The 21,126-nt window shown below is 38.6% G+C and carries 10 protein-coding genes; 8 read left to right on the forward strand and 2 right to left on the reverse strand.

Annotated elements, in window-relative coordinates:
- Positions 1-5: 5 nt before the first annotated feature.
- The 6 genes from U2718_RS25515 to U2718_RS25540 all read left to right on the forward strand — a co-directional run bounded on the left by U2718_RS25515 (position 6) and on the right by U2718_RS25540 (position 14,754).
- On the forward strand, positions 6-3,143 hold the full coding sequence (locus U2718_RS25515) for a condensation domain-containing protein (RefSeq protein ID WP_342002891.1): 3,138 nt from the start codon (positions 6-8) through the stop codon (positions 3,141-3,143).
- A 113-nt stretch (positions 3,144-3,256) separates the two neighbouring features.
- Positions 3,257-7,840 (forward strand): amino acid adenylation domain-containing protein, encoded by a 4,584-nt coding sequence (locus U2718_RS25520; RefSeq protein ID WP_342002892.1) that lies wholly within the window; start codon positions 3,257-3,259, stop codon positions 7,838-7,840.
- Position 7,841: 1 nt separating this feature from the next.
- On the forward strand, positions 7,842-12,260 hold the full coding sequence (locus U2718_RS25525) for an amino acid adenylation domain-containing protein (RefSeq protein ID WP_342002893.1): 4,419 nt from the start codon (positions 7,842-7,844) through the stop codon (positions 12,258-12,260).
- A gap of 25 nt (positions 12,261-12,285) precedes the next feature.
- The gene (locus U2718_RS25530; protein ID WP_411813365.1) at positions 12,286-13,689 is read left to right on the forward strand and encodes an aspartate aminotransferase family protein; all 1,404 of its coding nucleotides are present in this window, start codon (positions 12,286-12,288) and stop codon (positions 13,687-13,689) included.
- Between the two features lie 47 nt (positions 13,690-13,736).
- The gene (locus tag U2718_RS25535; protein WP_342002895.1) at positions 13,737-14,495 is read left to right on the forward strand and encodes a class I SAM-dependent DNA methyltransferase; all 759 of its coding nucleotides are present in this window, start codon (positions 13,737-13,739) and stop codon (positions 14,493-14,495) included.
- A gap of 28 nt (positions 14,496-14,523) precedes the next feature.
- A complete protein-coding gene (locus U2718_RS25540; RefSeq protein ID WP_342002896.1) occupies positions 14,524-14,754 on the forward strand; it encodes an MbtH family protein in 231 nt (76 codons plus the stop codon).
- Between the two features lie 378 nt (positions 14,755-15,132).
- On the opposite strand, the gene U2718_RS25545 is transcribed toward U2718_RS25540, so the two are convergent.
- Complete coding sequence (locus tag U2718_RS25545) at positions 15,133-17,727, reverse strand: tetratricopeptide repeat protein (protein WP_342002897.1); 2,595 nt, start codon at positions 17,725-17,727, stop codon at positions 15,133-15,135.
- 191 nt (positions 17,728-17,918) lie between these two features.
- Positions 17,919-18,326, reverse strand: coding sequence for a universal stress protein (locus U2718_RS25550; RefSeq protein WP_342002898.1), 408 nt, complete (start codon positions 18,324-18,326; stop codon positions 17,919-17,921).
- A gap of 366 nt (positions 18,327-18,692) precedes the next feature.
- Between U2718_RS25550 and U2718_RS25555 the strand changes: the two genes are divergently transcribed.
- On the forward strand, positions 18,693-19,895 hold the full coding sequence (locus U2718_RS25555) for a phosphoglycerate kinase (protein ID WP_342002899.1): 1,203 nt from the start codon (positions 18,693-18,695) through the stop codon (positions 19,893-19,895).
- 501 nt (positions 19,896-20,396) lie between these two features.
- Positions 20,397-20,942, forward strand: a complete 546-nt coding sequence (locus U2718_RS25560) for a CAP domain-containing protein (RefSeq protein ID WP_342002900.1) — start codon at positions 20,397-20,399, stop codon at positions 20,940-20,942.
- Positions 20,943-21,126: the final 184 nt, after the last annotated feature.

The raw sequence follows: 21,126 nt of genomic DNA on the forward strand, positions 1-21,126 counted from the left end.
AGGCAATGAATAAGAAAAATATTGCAGCTATTTATCCCTTATCTCCAACCCAACAAGGGATGCTATTTGAAACTTTATTCACTCCCAATTCAGGTATTCATCTTGAGCAATTCACCTGCACTTTAGAGGGAAATGTGAATGTGTCAGCTTGTGAGCAAGCTTGGCAAAGGATTATTGCTCGGCACTCAGTTTTAAGAACAGGCTTTGTTTGGAAGGAGCAAGAACAGCCACTGCAAGTAGTTTTGCAGCAAGTCGCAATTAACATTGAGCAGCAAGACTGGCGAGAATATTCTTTGCCCGAACAACAGGCACAATTACAAGCTTATCTGCAAAGCGATCGCGATCGTGGTTTCAACTTATCTCAACCACCTTTGATGCGCCTAGCGCTTTTCCAAACTCATGAAAATACTTATCAATTCGTTTGGACTTTTCATCATATTCTCATGGATGGCTGGTGCAGCCCGTTACTGTTTCAAGAATTCTTATGTTTTTACCAAGCTTTAAATCAAGGGCAAGATTTACATCTCAAACCAGTTCGTGCTTACAGAGATTATATTGCCTGGCTCAAGCAACAAGATGAATCACAAGTTAAAGAATTTTGGCGGAAAAATCTCCGAGATTTTGCCAAACCCACCCCACTAGGCATGGCTGCTGAGACTAGATGTGATAGTGAGCAAACAGCAACCTATGGTAAGCAAGAAGTATATTTAGACTCCACAAACACAGCAATTCTCAAATCTTTAGCGAAAGCTCATCGCTTGACATTAAACACTATAATTCAAGGAATTTGGGCATTACTTTTGCATCGCTATAGTAGCGAAGATGATGTCATTTTTGGGATTACAGTCTCCGGTCGTCCAGCAAATTTGTCAGGTATCGAATCAACGATTGGGCTGTTTATTAATACTTTACCTTTAAGAATAAGAATTTTGCTATCAGAAAATTTATGGTGCTGGCTCAATAATATTCAAAATTCTAATTTGGAATTACGCCAATACGAATACAGCAATTCCGGTTTAGTTCATGAATGTAGTGAATTACCTGGATATTTATCTCTTTATGAAAGTATTTTAGTTTTTGAGAACTATCCTGTAGATATCAGTGCATTACAGCCACCAAACTTAAAAATAAATATATCTGGTTCTCGTTCGATTGGCGCACAAACTAAATATGCCCTCACCTTTTTAACAATTGTTAATTCAGAACTGAATTTGCAATGCGTTTACGACCAACGCCGTTTTGATAGTCCTGATATAGCAAAAATTTTAAACCATTTTTTAATCTTATTAAATAGCATTATTTCTCAGCCAGAAACAACACCGCAAACTCTTTTAGCGCACATTTCCCTAGAGCAAATCCCCAAAGTTAGATCTGTGCCAAAATCTGCATCTGTGACGAAAAAGCAAGCTATTCCAACTCAACGCACGGCTGTAGAAGAAGTATTGGCAGGAATATGGGCAGAAATTCTGGGTAGAGAATACGTTGGTAATGACGAGAACTTTTTTGAGTTAGGCGGACATTCACTGTTAGCAACTCAGTTAATATCTCGTCTCCGGGATGCTTTTAGTGTTGAGATACCACTAAGTTACTTGTTTGAATCGCCAACTATAGCAGGATGCGCCCAGAAGATACAAACTAAAATCAGAACTGGGGAAAAATTGGCGACTTTGCCAATAAAACCTGTCAACAAAAGTGAAAATTTACCTTTGTCTTTTGCCCAACAAAGATTGTGGTTTCTCAACCAATTACACCCAAACGATGATACCTATAATATTCCTATAGCTGTGCGCTTGACTGGTTCACTCAACATTACAGCTCTAGAGCAAAGTCTGAATGCAGTTGTCAGTCGTCACGAAAGCTTACGCACTGTTTTCACTACAGTTGCAGGGCAACCGGTTCAAAACATTATCCCGGCTATGCATTTTACTATACCCCTAGTGGATCTAGTAGTAAATGAGCGATCGCTCCAACAACGAGAAGCCGAAGCAAAACGCATTGCCCTCGAAGAAGCACAACGCCCATTCAACCTAGCACAAGGGCCATTACTACGAGTGACGCTACTCCAGCTAGACACAACAGAGTATGTATTACTGCTGACAATGCACCACATTATCTCCGATTTGTGGTCAATGGCGATACTGATTCGGGAACTAGCGGAACTTTATACAGCCTTTTGCCAGAGTAAATCTCTGACACTCCCAGACTTGCCAATCCAATATGCTGATTTTGCTGTTTGGCAGAGAGAATGGATGCAGGGAAAAGTGCTAGAAACTCAGCTAACTTACTGGAAACAGCAACTCCAAAACGCTCCTACAAGGCTAGAGTTACCCACTGACAAACCTCGACCTGTGCAACCTACTTATACTGGCACAACTCAATCGTTTCAGCTACCAAAAGACCTCAGCAATGCCCTGAAATTACTTAGCCAGCGAGAAGATGTCACCCTCTCCATGACCATGCTAACGGCATTCAACGCCTTGCTCTACTACTACACGAAGCAAGAGGACATACTTATAGGTTTAGCTATTGCTAATCGCAACCGCAGTGAAATTGAAGGATTAATTGGCTTTTTTGTCAATAGTTTAGTTCTACGGACAAATCTTTCAGGAAACCCTAATTTTCGAGAATTGCTACGTCAAACACGCCAGATAACTTTAGGAGCTTATGCTCACCAAGATATACCTTTTGAAAAGTTAGTACGAGAATTACAGCTAGAGCGAGACTTAAATTACAATCCACTATTTCAAGTGTGGTTTGCTTTCCAAAATGTAGCCACATTAGACATCCAAAAACTAACTTTATCTTTACCCAATCTCACCCTTAGTCCATTTGAGGTTAACAAGCAAAGAGTTCCCTTTGATTTAGGAATATTACTTTCAGAGCAATCAGAATTTATTAGTGGATGCTTTGAATACAAAACTGATTTATTTGAACCTGCCACTATAATCCGCATGACAGAACAATTAGAAGTACTTTTGCAGAGTGTAGTTGTACAACCAGATATTCAACTCAATCAGCTAATAGAAAAACTCCATGAATCTGATTGTCAAAAAAAATTAACTCAAGAACAAGAATATAAACAAACCATTCGCAATAAACTCATGAAAATTAAACAAAAAACAAATATTAGTAATAACTCATAACTCTCGGCATCTGTGATGAAAAACCTAATTAACCGTCGCAGATGCAAAGCGATTTTCCGTAGAGTTGGACGCGGATAAAGACCGATAAAAATTAAAAGTAATAACTGATTTATATGCAAACTCAAATTCTTGAAGGTGTTCGAGTCTCTCCACTCCAAAAACATCTGTGGTTGTTACAACATCCCGATCAGCATACACCATTTCGCGCTCAATGTGCAGTTTTAATAGAAGGAGATTTAGACAAAAATATTCTCAAAGCAGCTTTAACAAATATTGTTAATCATCATGAAATTTTGCGAACAAAGTTTCAGTTTTTACCAGGAATGGAAATTCCAGTTCAAGTTATTGGTGATAGTGACATTTGTTGGGAAAATGATCATAATTTAAGCGACTGGGAGCCTCAGCAGCAAGCAGCTAAAATTGATTTGATTTTTCAAAGAATGCTTCAGTTGCCTTTTAATTATGAAAAAGGACGAGTTTTGCGGGTATGTTTGATAACTTTATCACCACAAAAATATATATTAATCTTGAGTTTACCTAGTTTGTGTGCGGATTATGTGAGCTTACAAAACTTAGTACATGAAATCAGGAAATATTATGCAGCTTATTTACGAAGTCAGGATTTAACTGATGAAATTCTACAATATGCTGATATTGCCGAATGGCAATATGAATTACTTGAATCAGAAGATACAGAAATAGGCAAAGAATATTGGCGTAAACAGAATATTACTCATTTTTTGGATTTACATTTGCCTTTAGAAAATCAATTACAAGTGAATCAAGAGTTTCAGCCTCAAGTTGTAAGCTTGCAAATAAATCCTGATTTTACTAATGAAATTAAAACTTTAGCTCAGAAATATCATACTTCTATTTCTGTAATATTATTAACTTGTTGGCAAGTTCTACTGATGCGCTTAAGTGGACAATCGGAAATAGTCATTGGTATGGCTACTGATGGTCGCAATTATGAAGAATTAGAAACGGCATTAGGATTATTTGCTAAATATTTACCGTTACAGAGTTATTTAACATCAACTAGTATTTTTAGTGAGGTTTTACAACAAAATCAAGAACGAATTTTAGAAATTTATAAATGGCAAGACAGTTTTAATTGGGAACAAATTAAACACAACAGTCAAGAGATAAATACATTATTTTTTCCATTTTGTTTTGAGTTTATATCACAAAATGATAAATGTGCTAATGATGATTTTGGCTTGAAAATTTACAATCAATATGTTTGTGTTGATAGATTTAAAATCAAATTTTTATGTCTAGAAAATCATGATAGTCTGACTGTAGAGTTTCACTACGATTCTTACCTATTTAGTGCAGAAAATATCAAGCGTTTGGCAGATGAGTTTGAGACTTTACTGTATAGTGTTTTGCATAATCCGCTATGTACAATTAGTAAGTTAAAGCTAGTACCGCCAAATGAGTTACAGCAATTACTATTTGAATTTAATAATACTCAAATTGATTATCCACAAAATAAGTGCATTCATCATTTATTTGAGGAGCAGGTAAACTGTACACCAGGAAATATTGCTGTTATTTATGAAAATCAGCAGTTAACTTACACCGATCTCAATACCCGCGCTAACCAACTAGCACATTATCTACAACAATTAGGAGTTAAGCCAGAAGTAGCAGTGGGGATTTGTGTTGAACGCTCCCTCGAAATGGTGGTTGGTTTGTTAGGTATCCTGAAAGCAGGTGGAGCATATCTCCCGATTGAGCCAAGCTATCCTTTAGAACGTCAAGCATTTATCTTAAAAGATGCTCAAATCCCTATAGTCATAACTCAGCAACATTTAGCTGCAAATTTACCAACAGCAGCAACTCAAGTTATTTGCTTAGATACTGATTGGCAAATTATCACTCAACAGCCAACACATAACCCAGACAGTGAGATTACAACTCTCAATTTGGCTTACATTATCTATACTTCTGGTTCGACTGGTAAACCCAAAGGAACGTTAATTCACCATCAAGGACTAGTTAATTACTTGAGCTGGTGTACTCAAGCTTATACTGTTGACCAAGGTACAGGAACAATCGTTCACTCTCCTTTAGGGTTTGATTTGACGATTACCAGTTTGTTTTCTCCGTTACTGGTGGGAAATCAAGTAGAAATTCTCTCGGAAGATGAAGGTATTGAAACTTTAGGGAATGCACTACGCGATCGCACTAATTTAAGTTTAGTTAAAATTACGCCTGCTCACCTCAAGTTATTGTGTCAAATCCTATCACCAAAAGAAGCGGCAGATCGTACCAGAGCATTTATTATTGGTGGTGAAAATTTGTTGGCAGAAGATATTGCTTTCTGGCGGGAGTTTGCACCAGATACAATGTTGGTGAATGAATATGGGCCGACAGAAACGGTGGTTGGTTGTTGCGTTTATCAAGTACCAATAGGAGAACGTCTTGCCACTTCCGTTGCGATTGGGAATGCGATCGCTAATACTCAGTTATATGTACTTGACGAACACTATCAACCTGTACCTATAGGTGTGGTGGGTGAGTTATACATCGGCGGTTTGGGATTAGCAAGAGGTTATCTCAATCAGCCAGAATTGACAGCGCAAAAGTTTATTCCTCACCCGTTTTCAGCAAAATCAGGGGAGAGGCTGTACAAAACTGGTGATTTGGCGCGTTACCGCCCAGATGGAATTCTAGAATTTTTAGGACGAATTGACAATCAAGTAAAGATTCGTGGTTTTCGCATTGAACTAGCAGAGATTCAGTCAGTAATTTTAGAGCATTCTGGAATCAAGGAAGCTGTAGTTATAGCACGAGAGGATGTTCCAGGTAACAAATATTTAGTTGCGTACATTGTTTGGAATGCACAATCGCCCAGTTCTATCAACGTTCTGCAAAGCTTCTTATCAGAAAAATTGCCTGATTATATGGTTCCTGCGGTTTTTGTACCGTTAAAAGCTTTGCCTTTGACAGTTAATGGCAAGGTAGATACAAAAGCCTTGCCAGCACCAGAACAAGTTAGAGCCGAGTCAAATACTTTTGTGGCTCCGAGTACGCCGACTGAGAAATTATTAGCAGAAATTTGGACTCAAGTTTTGCGTGTGGAACGAATAGGCATCCACGATAATTTCTTTGAGTTGGGCGGCGATTCTATCTTGAGTATCCAGATTGTTGCTAAAGCTAATCAAGCTGGTTTGCAATTAATTCCCAAGCAGATGTTTGATAACCAGACAATTGCCAAATTGGCAGCAGTAGCGGGTATGGTTCGCTCGATCCAAGCAGAACAAGGATTAGTGACAGGCGAGGTATTTCTTACTCCAATTCAAAACTGGTTTTTTGAGCAAAATCAACCGGAGCCACACCACTGGAATCAATCAATTTTGCTGGAAATGCAGCAAAATCTGGACACAGAGATTTTACAGCAGGTGATGCAGTGGTTAATCTTGCATCATGATGCACTGCGTTTGTATTTTGTTAAGGAAAATTCTGAATGGCAGCAATTTATGGCTAGTTCTGTAGATATTGTGCCAGTTACATACTACGATTTTTCTACATTGTCACAGCCAGAACAAGAATTAGCGATCGCTTCTATCGCCACAAAATTACAAGCTAGTTTCAACCTTGGTAATGCGCCATTAATACGAGCAGCTGTATTTGAGCGTGGTGCAAATCAGCCCAGCTACTTATTACTAATAATTCACCATTTAGCTGTTGATGGTGTTTCTTGGCGCATCCTAATAGAGGATTTCCAAACGGCTTATACCCAAATACAAGCGGGTGAGGCAATTAAATTACCAGCTAAAACAACTTCTTTCCAGCAGTGGGCGCAAAAGTTGAAACACTACGCTCAGTCAGATGAGCTTCAGGAAGAACTAGAATACTGGTGTGCGCAATCCCGTCAGCAAGTTTCTCATATCCCAGTAGATTTCCCTGAAGGTGATAACACAGAGGCTTCGGCTCGTACTATATCTGTTGCCTTGAGTGTGGCAGATACCCAAGCTTTGTTACAAAAAGTACCAACTTTTTACCAAAGCCAAATTAATGATGTGTTACTAACAGCACTGGTACAGACTTTTGCTGACTGGATGGGAGAACCGACACTACTGTTAAATTTAGAAGGGCATGGGCGGGAAGAAATCTTTGACGATGTAGATTTGTCACGGACTGTGGGCTGGTTTACGACAATTTTCCCAGTATTATTAAACTTACTCGCAAGTTCTGAGGAAGCAACGGCGGTAAAAACTATTAAGGAGCAGTTACGGGAGATTCCGAATCGGGGAATTGGTTATGGTTTACTGCGTTATCTGAGTAACGAAGAATCAATAGTAGAAAAACTGCAAACCTTACCTCAAGCTGAGGTGCTGTTCAACTACTTGGGGCAGTCGGATCAAGTTCTTTCAGAATCATCACTGTTTAGTCTAGCTCATGCAGATATTGGCGCTACACACAGTCCCAAAGGAAGCCGTCGCCATCTATTAGATATTAATGCGATTGTGGTTGCACAGCAACTACAAATTAGTTGGACTTATAGCAATAACATTCATCGTCAAACCACAATTGAGAATCTGGCTGAGAATTTTCTCAACACCCTGCGATCGCTAATTCACAATTCTCAGGCTTCTGACAACAACTCACTTCCAGGAGATTTATCAGACTTCCAATGGAGTCAAACTGACATCGAAAACATCATTGCAGCAATTGGAGACGTTTGAAATGGGTATGCAAAATGTCGAGGATTTCTATCCTCTTTCACCAATGCAACAGGGATTACTTTTTCATACCCTATCTGCACCAGATACAGGAGCGTATTTTAATCAGCTAGTGTGTACTCTTTCTGGTCATCTGAATATTCCTGTATTTGAGCAGGTTTGGCAACAGGTGATTCAGCGTCATCCAATTTTGCGGACTTGTTTTCGCTGGCAAAATTTAAAAGAACCTGTACAAGTGGTGTTGCGTCAGGTACAACTGCCTTTTAAACATTACAACTGGCAGAGTTTTTCAGCTGTTGAGCAGCAAGACAAGTTAGCAGCTTTTTTAGAGAGCGATCGCACTTTAGGTATTGATCTCACCCAAGCGCCGTTGATGCGTTTAGTGTTAATTCAACTTAGCGAAAATACTTACCAATTTGTCTGGAATACCCATCATCTCATTATCGATGGGTGGTCTACATCATTGTTACTAGAGGAAGTCTTTAGATTTTATACTGCCTTCTGCCAAGGTGAAGAATTACGCTTAGAGCCTAAGCGCCCTTTCCGAGATTACATTAAATGGCTACAGCAACAAGATTTACAAAGGGCTGAGACTTTTTGGCGACAGACGTTAAGCGGTTTTTCTGCTCCTACTAGCCTACGTATTGAAAAAATGCTTGGTAGTAAATATAGCAAATTTTCACATCATGCAACTCAACAAATCAAACTCTCAGCTAGTCAAACCGCAGTAATGCGATCGCTTGTTCGTCAGCACAAAATTACCCTTAATACTTTAGTACAAGGCGCTTGGGCTTGGCTTCTTAGTTATTACAGTGGCGAGAAAGACGTAATTTTTGGTGTTACCGTCTCTGGTCGTCCGGTAACGCTAGCGGGAGCTGAATCGATGATAGGATTATTCATCAATACCTTGCCTCTTAGAGTACAGGTATCTGATGATACTTCAGTTGTGGCTTTGCTCAAACAAATTCAAGCTCAACAAGCAGAAATTTCCCAGTATGAATATAGCCCCTTAGTACAGGTACAAGGGTGGAGTGAAGTACCACGGGGGATATCCTTATTTGACAGTATCTTGGTGTTTGAAAATTACCCGGTGGATACTTCAAAACAGCAAATTGACAATTTAGAAATCTTGAATGTTTTTGTAGATGAACGGACAAATTATCCTTTAACCGTCACAGTCATACCTAATCAAGAGTTGTTGGTGGAAATTGCTTATGAGTGCGATCGCTTTGATGATGATGCCATAACTCGGATGCTGGGGCATTTGAGCAATTTATTAGCTGGTATGGTTGCGAATCCTGAAAAGCGCCTGTCAGACTTGTCATTGTTAACAGCAGCCGAAAAACAAACTTTATTAGTCGAGTGGAATAATACTGAAATTGAGTATCCACAAGATAAATGCATTCATCAACTGTTTGAGGCACAGGTAGAAAAAACGCCTTATGCTGTCGCAGTAGTATATGAAAATAAATATTTAACTTATCAACAACTCAATCAAAAAGCCAATCAACTCGCCCACTACTTGCGAAAACAGGGAGTCAAGCCGGAGGTACTGGTGGGGATTTGTGTAGAGCGCTCCCTAGAAATGATTGTTGGTTTATTGGCAATTCTCAAGGCTGGTGGAGCATATCTTCCACTAGATCCGGTGTATCCACAAGAACGGCTAGCGTATATGTTAGCGGATGCCCAGGTGTCAGTATTGCTTACCCAGGAATCTCTCTTCGTAAATTTTCTAGATACCTCAGCCAAGATTATATGTACAGATAATGCAGAGTTAATAGCACAGCAACCACAAACCAATCCCATCAATCTCAGCAAACTTGATAATTTAGTATATGTAATCTACACATCTGGTTCGACTGGCAAACCTAAAGGGGTGATGATTGAACAAGAGTCTTTAGTTAACTATACACAAGCAGCAATCAGAGAATATGGCATAAAATCTAGCGATCGCATTCTCCAATTTGCCTCAATTAGCTTTGATGCAGCTGCCGAAGAAATTTTTCCTTGTTTAATCCAGGGAGCAACTTTGGTACTGCGAACTAATGAAATGTTAACTTCAATTCCTCACTTTTTGGAAAAATGTCAACAACAATCACTGACTGTATTAGATTTACCAACAGCTTTTTGGCAACAATTAATTTCTGAGTTAACTGTACTCAAATTAACTTTACCGTTATCTCTACGATTAGTGATTATTGGTGGAGAAAAAGTCTCAGTAGATAAAGTATTAACTTGGCAAAAATATGTAGATTCAAACATCCAGCTAATCAATAGTTATGGCCCTACTGAAGCCACTGTAGTAGCAACAACTTGTGATTTATCAAGACAAGATTTTAGCCAAGAAGTACCTATTGGCAAACCTATTTCTAATATTCAAACTTATATCTTAGATAGATATTTGCAACCCGTTCCTATAGGTGTTATTGGCGAATTATATATTGGCGGTAAAGGTTTAGCACGTGGTTATTGCAATCAACCTGAATTAACTGTTGAGAAATTCATTCCTAATCCTTTTGAAGAGGGTAAAAGACTATATAAAACAGGAGACTTAGTACGCTATTGTAATGATGCTAATATTGAAATTATTGGTCGTATAGATCATCAAGTAAAAATTCGTGGCTTCCGCATTGAATTAGAAGAAATTGAAACCAAACTAAATCAACATTTTGCTGTACAAGATGCTGTAGTTATAGTTAGAGAAGATAGCCCTGGTGACAAACGTCTAGTAGCGTATATCGTTCCTAATACTCAAAATTTAGAGCTAGACAATAAGAGTGAATTCACACTACATTTACGACAATTACTCAAAGCAAGTCTACCAGAGTACATGGTTCCTTCTGCTTTTGTAATACAGGACAAACTACCACTGACAACAAATGGTAAAATAGACAAACGAGCGTTAACTATACCTGACTATTACTTGTCAAATAACGAAACCAAGTATATAGCACCACGTACACCAATTGAAAAAGAATTGGCAAATATTTGGACTGAGTTACTAAAGGTAAAACAAGTTGGCATTGAAGATAACTTTTTTGATTTGGGAGGGCATTCTTTACTACTCACACAGCTTGTTTTTCGAGTACGTCAAACATGGCAAATAGAACTACCTTTAAGCAGTTTATGGGAAATGCCGACAATCGCTCTTTTAGCCGAAAGTATTGAAATGGCTCAAAAAATGGGTGATTCTACAATTGCTATTACTCCAAAAAATAAAATTAATTGGCAAGCTGAAACTGTTCTTGATTCTGTAATACGTCCTCACACACCAACTAAATTTCCAACTGAGCCTGCCAATATTTTCTTAACTGGAGTCACAGGTTTTGTCGGAGCATTTTTACTTTATGAACTTCTGCAAAAAACTAATGCAGATATCTATTGCCTAGTACGTGCTGATAATTCAGAAGAGGGCAAAAAAAGAATTCAAAATAGCCTCAAATCATATTTGATTTGGGACAATTCTTTCAACTCCAGAACTATTCCCATTGTCGGTAACTTATCTGAGCCACTTTTGGGAGTTTCTAAACCAGAATTTCAAGCACTGGCTGAGTTAATAGATGTGATTTATCACAACGGCGCATTGGTTAATCATGCTTCTCCATACCATACACTCAAGCCTGCGAATGTGTTAGGAACTCAAGAAGTTTTGAGATTAGCAAGCCAAGTTAAAGTCAAACCCGTGCATTTTATGTCAACCGATGGGGTTTTCTCCCCCGCAGGTTATTCGGGTGTGAAGGTAGTTCGAGAACAAGATAGCCTCGATGATTATCAAGTGCCATTTGGTGGCTACACTCAGAGTAAATGGGTTGCTGAAAAGTTAGTTACCATTGCACGCGATCGCGGTCTTCCTGTATGCATATATAGAATAGGACGCGTATCCGGACACAGTAAAACCGGAGTTTTTAATCAAAATGATTTCTTATACAGACTGATCATAGGCTGTATAAAACTTGAAAAAGCTCCACAGGACAATATGATTGAGGACATAGCGCCTGTAGATTACGTAAGCAAAGCTATAGTCCATTTATCAAGACAAGAAAAATCTATAGGCAAGGCATTTCACTTTGTAAACCCTCAACCTTTTCATTCCAGCAAGTTAATCAAATTACTCCGTTCCCTTGGCTATCCACTGCAACAAATTTCTAATGAGCAATGGCGAGCAGATTTACTCAAAATAGCCGAATCCTACCCAGAACATCCACTATATCCACTTGTACCATTGCTGATTAACAAAGATTCCAACAATAGTAATCATACCTGGGCAGAACTAAAGTTTGATTGTCAAAATACACTCGATGGGCTTGCAAATACCTCTATTTTTTGTCCACCTATAGATGAGAATTTGCTGAGTGTTTATTTGCAATACCTTATGCAACAAGACTTTTTAGAAGTCCGAAAGCATGAATTTATCAATATTTAGCAAAAAAATACTACCCATTAATGCCATGCAATTAATCAATTCATTATCTACAACTACCTTAAATTCTCAACAGCAATACCTAGAAAAATTTATTGCCCGTTATACTAATAAAACACAAACATCAAAGCAGCTAACCCAAGCATATCGTTCTGTGCTGGCAGATAGAAGAGGCTCCGCAGGATTTCGCCAAACAATCAAAGAAATAGTTTATCCTATCATTGGTAAATATGCTTCCGGTTCTAAAATTTGGGATATTGATGGTAACGAATATATAGACCTTGTAATGGGTTTTGGAGTCAATCTGTTAGGACACAATCCAGCCTTTATTAAAGAAGCCATACAAGAGCGATTAGAGCAAGGTATACATATCGGCCCACAATCAGATTTAGCTGGTGAAGTTGCACAGTTATTCTGTGAAATAACAGGCATGGAACGGGTGACTTTTAGTAATACTGGTACAGAAGCTGTAATGACGGCATTACGTTTAGCACGCGCTACAACAGGTCGTCCAAAAATTGTTATGTTTGCAGATTCTTACCATGGACATTTTGATGGAACCTTAGTAAAAAGACAGAAGTTAGATGATAATTTAGTTGTAGTTCCAAGTTTTTCAGGAGTATTACCTAATGTAGCTCAAGATGTTTTAGTTTTGGATTATGGTGATTTTAAATCATTAGAATTAATCAAAGCTTATAAACATGAATTAGCTGCTGTTTTAGTTGAACCTATTCAGGATTTCCGTCCAGATATACAGCCTCGTGAGTTTCTTAAACAATTAAGAGAAATAACTAAAGAATCAGGGATAGCGTTAATTTTTGATGAAATTCTTACAGGCTTTCGCATCCATTTAGGTGGAGCGCAAGCATGGTTTGGTATTGAAGCAGATATAGCAACTTATGGAAAGATTGTAGGTGGTGGTTTGCCTATCGGAATTATCGCTGGTAAAGCAACCTACATGGATAGAATAGATGGTGGAATGTGGAGCTATGGAGATGCATCTTTCCCTGAAGTAGAAACAACATTTTTTGCAGGAACTTACTGCAAACATCCCCTAGCTATGGCTGCTGCACGAGCAATGCTTAATTATTTAAAAAGTCAAGGTAATGCTCTTCAAGAGAAATTAAATGGGCGTACTTCTCAGTTTGTAGAAACACTGAATACTTACTGTCAAGAAGATGGAGTACCGATTCGGTTAGTTAATTGCGGTTCGATGTTTAATTATTCTTCTGTAGGGAATTCTAGCGCTTCTAGTGATTCTAGTTCAGAAAATATGGATTTGATATTCTATCATCTTCTCAATCGCGGAGTCTTTATTCTTCCAAGTGGTGGTTTACTATCTACAGCCCATACCAATGAAGATATTGAATACATAATTCAAGCTGTTAAAGATAGCGTCAAGGAACTACGAGAAAGCGGTTTTTTACCATAGAAATGATAATGAGAATATAAACAAATAATTAAGAGGAGAATAGGCAAATGATTGCAGTAAATCCTAAGGCTAAATACGACCCTTGGGCTAAAATTTATAATGATTATTGGGGGTTAAGATACTGTCAAAATATTTTACCCGCTTTTGAAAAGTTACTACAACAATATAATATTCATCAAGGAGCAAATATTCTTGATTTATGTTGTGGTACCGGACATATAGCTCAACATTTAATCGAGCAAGGCTATCAAGTCACAGGTCTTGATATTTCTGAAGCTATGTTGCAATATGCTTGTGAGAATGCACCCAATGCTAAATTAATTCTTGATGATGCTCGTTTTTTTAATTTACCACCTGCTTTTCATGCAGTGATTTGTGCTAATGCTGGACTTAATGAAATAATCAATCTTGAAGATTTACAAGAAGTATTCACAAAAGTATATAATTCCCTTTTTGATCATGGGATATTTTTGTTTGGATTAAATTTGGAAAATTTCTATAAATCTTGGCATGGTACAATTTCAGATGGTGATGTCAAAGATGATTTCGCTTGGGCTTGTTGCGATAGCTATAACCCAGAAGAAAAAATCGGACAATTTAGGATTACAGTTTTTCAGTTGGTAGAAGAATCTTGGCAACGTTTAGATATTAATAATCTAGTCAGGGGTTATTCTCGAACTGAAGTTGTCACGGCTCTTGGAAATGTAGGTTTTACAGATATTAATATCTACGATGAAGAAGGAAATTTAGCAGATTCTCAATATGACCATCATGCTATATTTTCTGCATACAAGCAATCTAAATAGATAAAACAGAAAAATTTGGAGTCAAAGAATGAGTAGTCTGGATACAGAAGAACAAACAATTTATAAAGTTGTTGTTAATCATGAAGAACAGTATTCTATTTGGCCTATAGATCGAGAAAATGCTCTCGGTTGGAAAGACATAGGTAAAAGTGGACTCAAATCAGAATGTCTAGAATACATTAAAGAAGTATGGACTGATATGAGACCTTTAAGTTTACGGAAGAAAATGGAAGAGTTATCGAATCAAATTAATACTTAAATAACTTTAATATTACTATTTGCCGAGAAAATAAACTAGGTGGATATAAAATTTTAAAATGCCACAGGCTATAAGCTTGGGGCGATAAATACGAAGCCTGCCTGTGCAAGCAGGTTTTTTAGTGTAGCAATACCCTATAAGGGTATTGATTAAAAAAGTGGTATACTCCCAATTGGCTCCCTTTACTATAATTTTATTTAGCAAAAACTAAGAGTATTATTATACGTGCATAATACAATAATCAAAGTGATTTATTTTTCTGATTTTATTGATGAACGACAACTTTACTAACACTCAAGAATGGTTCACTGTGTTAGGTTACTTAAGCTTTACGGTTTTTATTGCATGGTGCGTATTTGCCACCCAGAAAAAATGAGTTTACGCTCGCACATTGGTGTTTGCTACTAGCTCCTGAAAACGTTTATCTGTGGCAATTAAATCAAAATCTATGTCAGCTTCTGCCTGTTGCCTGTATCTAGGATTGAGATTAATAGCCTGTTGTAAATTCTCCAAGGCTAATTCTACTTTTTCCTGCAAAGCGTAACAGGTTGCTTTGTTGTAATAAGCGTTGGCATAGTCAGGTTTAATTTTCAGGGCTTTGTCAAAGCTTTCAATTGCTTCATCGTCATAACCAAGCATGACTAGTGCGTAACCTCGATTATTCCAAGCTTTATAAGAATCAGGGTTAAGTTGAATAGCTTGATCAAAAGATGCGATCGCATCTTCATATCGTTCTAAATCTTCCAGTGCTAACCCTCTGTTTAACCATGCCACAGCGTCATCTGGGTTAATTTTCGTGGCTTTGTTAAAAGCAATCAAAGCTTCTTTATGTCGCCGTAAATATCCTAAGGCGACACCTAAATCGCACCAAGCTTGATGGTAATCAGGTTTGATTTTCAATGCTTTTTCATAGGAAGCGATCGCATCTTTGTATTGTTTTAGCCTTGCTAGCGCCATCCCCCGTTTTAACCAGATTGCAGGCTCATCTGATTTAATTTTAAGTGCTTGCTCGTATTGAGCGATCGCCTGTTCATAGCGTTTTTCTGAAAACAGAAGTTCTGCTTGTTTAAAGTAATCATCAGCAGTTAGCGTATCTTGCACTTGGTGCGTTTCTGGCTCTGGCGCTGGTTGTAGTGCTGACTCTATTTTTTCTTCTACCTTTTCTTTTACTTCCGCAGTAACAGTATTTGCGGAGGGTGGGGGTGTAATATGAGAAAGTTGTTCTAAGATTTGTTCTTTTCTTTGTTGAGCATCTGTTTGCAAATCTGAAAGTTGAGATACAAACTCAGACTCTAATCTTCCTAGCTTTTCTAAAACTAGAAGTTTTTGTTCTTGGGCATTCCACTGCAATTGCGAAAATTGAGAAGCAAATTCAGAACCAGATTTTTCTAAATTTTCAATTACTAGCTCTTTTCTTTGTTGAGCATCTACTAGTAATTCATTGATTTGCGAGGTAAATTCTACTTGTAATTTCTCTAAACTCTCAAGAATAATTTGCTTTTGTTGTTGAGCGTCCAACTGCACTCCAGACAGTTGAGATTTTACCTCAGATATAGAATTTTCTAAATTCGCAAATACTTCTTCTTTCTGTTGCTGATTTTCTAACTGTAAATGTGCTACTTGACTCGTGAATTCTGCTTGTAACTGCTGTAAATTTTCAAGAATAATTTGCTTTTGTTGCTGTACTTCTGACTGCCATTGGGTTGTTTGCGAATTAAGTTGAGAAATAAATTCCTGTTTAGATTGCTCTAAATCTGTAAATACTTGTTGTTTTTGTTGTTGAGTTTCTGATTGGAGTTGTGCAACTTGCTCAGTCAATTCTGCTTGGAGTTGTGAGAAACTTTCCAAAGTCTGCTGCTGCTGTTGCTGCACTTGAGATTGCCATTCCAATAGTAGAGATTTAAATTCGTGCCGCGAATTTTCTAATTCTGCAACAGTTTGCTCCTTATATTGTTGATTACCTAACTTTAATTCAGCTATATGTTCGGCTAACTCTGCTTGTAATTTCTCTAAATTCTCAAAAGTGTGCTGCTTTTGCTGCTCGGCATCTGAGTAAATTCCCGAAAGCTGAGTTGACAACTCAGATAAGGCTTGCTCTTGATTTTGTTGAGCACCTAATTGCAATTCAGCAAGTCGCAAAGAAAATTCTGTCTGTAAATTATCCAAATTAATTAAATTTTGGTCTTTGTGCTGTTGAACTTCCTCCTGCCATTGGGCGAGTTGAGATGTCCATTCCTGCCGAGAATTTTCTAAATCAGTAAAGACTTGCTGCTGTTGCTTTTGATTTTCTAGTTGCAAAGCAGTAATTTGTGAGATTATTTCTGATTTTAAATTTCCTAATGTCTCTAAAGTTATATGCTTTTGTTGTTGAGCATCTATTTCTAATTCTGCTAATCGAGAATTAAACTGTGATTCTAGATTTTTTAATTCTTGTTTCGATAAATTGATTTGTTTATCTAACTCTACTAACATTTGCGCCTTTGACTGAGATATCTCTGATGGAATCACAGATACTATCTGTTGTCGTAAGGCTTCTGCTTGTTTTTCTAATTCGTCAGTAATACTTTTAGCTTGCTGGATGTTGTTCTCGGCTGTTTGTTTGACAGTATTTAGCTGGTTTTGTAAATCTTCTAGCCCCTGAAACTGTGCGATCGCGCGATCAACAATTTCACGAACTACAGCTCGGCGCAGCAGCCAAAATGAGGCAATTACTGCTACAGGAAATAGAGTAAGTATAACTACCCAAATATTCAGTAGAGTGCGTGTACGTCCAAAAGCGCGATCAACTTCTGTTTGGATAAAATCTCGCGTTTGCTGTTCTGGTTGCAGTTGTGCTAGTTCTTGTGGCTGCTGATTGGCTTGGGGAGATGACGTAATTTGGGCATTTGCCTCACCAACAGATAGCAGTAAAGGAGAAAAGACTATAGCGCTTTTCAACAAGAGTGCATAGACGAATTGATGCTTGCTCTTCATAAAACCATCCTCATCTGTTGGTTAGTTTTTGAGCTACGTGCCTATCTCCAATCTACCAGCTGCCAGAAGAGGACGGGGGGACAAGGGGAAAGAGGACACAAAGACACGGGGAAGAATTCTACACTTCCACACTCTCCCTCTCCCTTTCCTTTTCTGTAACCAGTTCATAACTTGGAGCATCTCGCTATTACTTATGGCACAATCAACACTGGACAGGGGGAAAGGTTAATCACGCGGTTGGTAACACTTTCAGTCGCTCCTTCTTCCGTCAATCCTAATCCCCGACAGCCCATGACGATTAAATTTGCGTCTATTTCATCGGCAACATCGCAGATCACAAATGCCGGTATTCCTTGCCGTTCAATGGTTTCGGTTTGTATTCCTTGCTCGGCAAACATAGACTTAGCACTTTCTAGCAGTTGAGCAACTGTCTCTGGTGAAGACATTACCTCTTCACTCGGCGTGTCTTTGTCGGGTTCTTCTACCACACTAATTAGCACCAAGCGGCTGTCGTACTTTTTTACGATGTTAATTACGACATCAGCCGCTTCCCGCGCTTCACGGCTTTGATCAATCGGAAACAGAACTGTTTTGAACATAGCATTTACCTGCTGCTCTATAGATTTAGTGATGAAAGTTAATCTGGAAAGATTGCTTTAGTGTTTACTTCCTGCTTTTGGTAAGAGCATGGGAGTGGTTATCCCTCCACAGGCTGAGACAAGCGAGTTGAGCGCTTCGGTTTGAAACAGGACTATTTATTATTTCCCCGTATTGTTTGCATTTTCGCAATACTCCATCGAAATACACCAACCGAATTTAGTTAATTCCATGCAGTGTCAAGTTTTTTGCGAATATATCGCTAAGAAACTCATGGCTTAACAATTCTTTGCACCCCTCACTCCGGTACAATTCTGGATGAGTCTAATTACAAAACATAACAAAAAGGCAATCAGGAGGTTTGTGCCGTGTCAAAAAAAACTTTAGCAAATTTATCTGCATCAGACTTGTCTGGAAAGCGTGCCTTCGTGCGGGTTGATTTTAACGTGCCAGTAGATGATTCAGGTAAGATCACAGACGATACTCGGATTCGCGCCGCACTACCAACCATCAAGGATTTGGTGCAGAAGGGAGCTAAGGTAATTCTAGCCAGCCATTTTGGGCGTCCCAAGGGTGTAGATGACAAATTGCGTCTCACTCCGGTTGCCAAACGCCTCTCTGAGTTATTAGGGCAGGAAGTTGTTAAGACTGACGACTGCATCGGTGAAGAAGTTGCAGCCAAGGTGAGCGCTCTGCAAAACGGACAAGTGCTGTTGCTTGAGAATGTCCGCTTCTATAAAGAAGAGGAGAAAAACGATGCGGATTTTGCCCAAAAATTGGCAGCTAATGCTGATTTGTATGTCAATGATGCTTTTGGCACTGCACACCGCGCCCATGCTTCTACTGAGGGTGTGACTCATTATTTGAGTCCTTCTGTTGCTGGATATTTGATTGAAAAGGAATTGCAGTATCTGCAAAGCGCAATTGAAAGCCCCCAACGTCCTTTAGCGGCGATTATTGGTGGTTCTAAAGTTTCTAGCAAAATTGGTGTGATTGAAACACTCTTAGAAAAGTGCGACAAACTCATTATCGGCGGTGGAATGATTTTCACTTTCTACAAAGCCCGTGGTTTGAATGTCGGTAAGTCTTTGGTGGAAGAAGATAAGCTGGAGTTGGCAAAGTCTTTAGAAGCTAAGGCGAAAGAAAAGGGTGTTACCTTCCTGTTGCCTACAGATGTGGTAGTAGCAGATAAATTTGCTGCTGATGCTAATTCTCAAACCGTCAGCATCGAAAATATCCCCGATGGTTGGATGGGTTTGGACATTGGCCCCGATTCAGTAAAATTGTTCCAAGAAGCCCTTGCTGATTGTAAGTCGATTGTTTGGAACGGGCCGATGGGTGTGTTTGAATTTGATAAGTTTGCTGTTGGTACAGAAGCGATCGCCCACACCCTCGCTGAGGTGAGCAAACAAGGTGCTACCACTATCATTGGTGGTGGTGACTCTGTAGCGGCTGTAGAAAAAGTTGGTTTAGCCGAGCAAATGAGCCACATTTCCACTGGTGGTGGTGCTAGCTTAGAGTTGCTCGAAGGTAAAGTATTGCCTGGAATTGCAGCGCTAGACGAAGCTTAAAATACTTCTTGTTTTTACTTCAAGCAACTAAAAAACAATAATAGCTTTTGTCACAAACCCGGTCATAGCGATCGGGTTTTTTATCGTCATACGGGTGAGCGGATTTTGCCGGGGCTTACTGAAAGCACGCGATCGCTTTTTTGACTGTTATAAATTTGACTTTAATGTGAGCATCTATCTTATTTAACTTTTATAAGTTTATTAGATATATAACTATAGAGTTTGTTATTTGTATAAAATACTTTTATCTTTATTTTAAAGTAGAAAATAAATAGTAGAAAAGCTAGCTATAAACTGCAATCCAGGCTAATTCTATAGCTGTATTAAATGCATTTTATTTACATAAAAATAACTAGCACTAAATTTGAGAGCTAAATAATAGATAGTCACAGATTTTGCTCAAATTTGCACTTTATCTTCCGCTCGCTGTCTTTGTGTCTTTAACCACTAGTGTGTTTAGATGTAAAAGTTTATTCTCAGTGGCTATAGGACAAACTCTTGATGAATCAAAAAACCATTTTCGGCATTGCTTTAGGAGCTTGTGCCTTAAGCAGTGCAACAATGGCCATTTATACGCCAAGCCAAGCTTATACCAAGAAGCACTTAGAGCCTTCTCATTCACCAAGTCGTAGCTTTCAGATAGCACAAGCTTCCAGCACTAGTGCGATAGAACAGTCGGTTCACGAGAAAATTAATGCTTACCGTGCTACCAAGGGGAAATCAGCTTTAACTCGTAACTCTTCTATTGACAGTCAGGCTAGAACTCATAGTCAGAACATGGCTAGTGGTAGTGTCCCATTTGGACATGATGGATTTCGACAGCGAGTCATAAATACTGGTCTTTCATACAGTGCAGCTGCGGAAAATGTTGCCTACAACTGTGGAGCTAGCGATCCTGCTAAGACAGCTGTAGACGGTTGGATAAAAAGTAGCGGGCATCGCCGCAATATCGAAGGTAATTACAACCTCACTGGTATTGGTGTGGCTGCCACCACCAAAAACAATTGTGTTTATTTTTACTTCACGCAGATTTTTATGAAATCATGATAGGCATTCTTGCTCTATTTTCTGAGTAATAATGCTGTGTCCGTAACTTTTTTGATCAACACTACATGGGGGCAATATAGCCCCCTATACTATTTCACATTAATGTTTCAAGTCCAGGACTTACGCACGAGTTATGGAAGAATCAACCGCTCCAGGCGCAGGTTCCTTGTTCCCCGTTCCCTAA

It is taken from the genome of Chlorogloeopsis sp. ULAP02, assembly GCF_038404745.2.
In the GTDB taxonomy this organism is placed as follows: Bacteria; Cyanobacteriota; Cyanobacteriia; order Cyanobacteriales; family Nostocaceae; genus Chlorogloeopsis.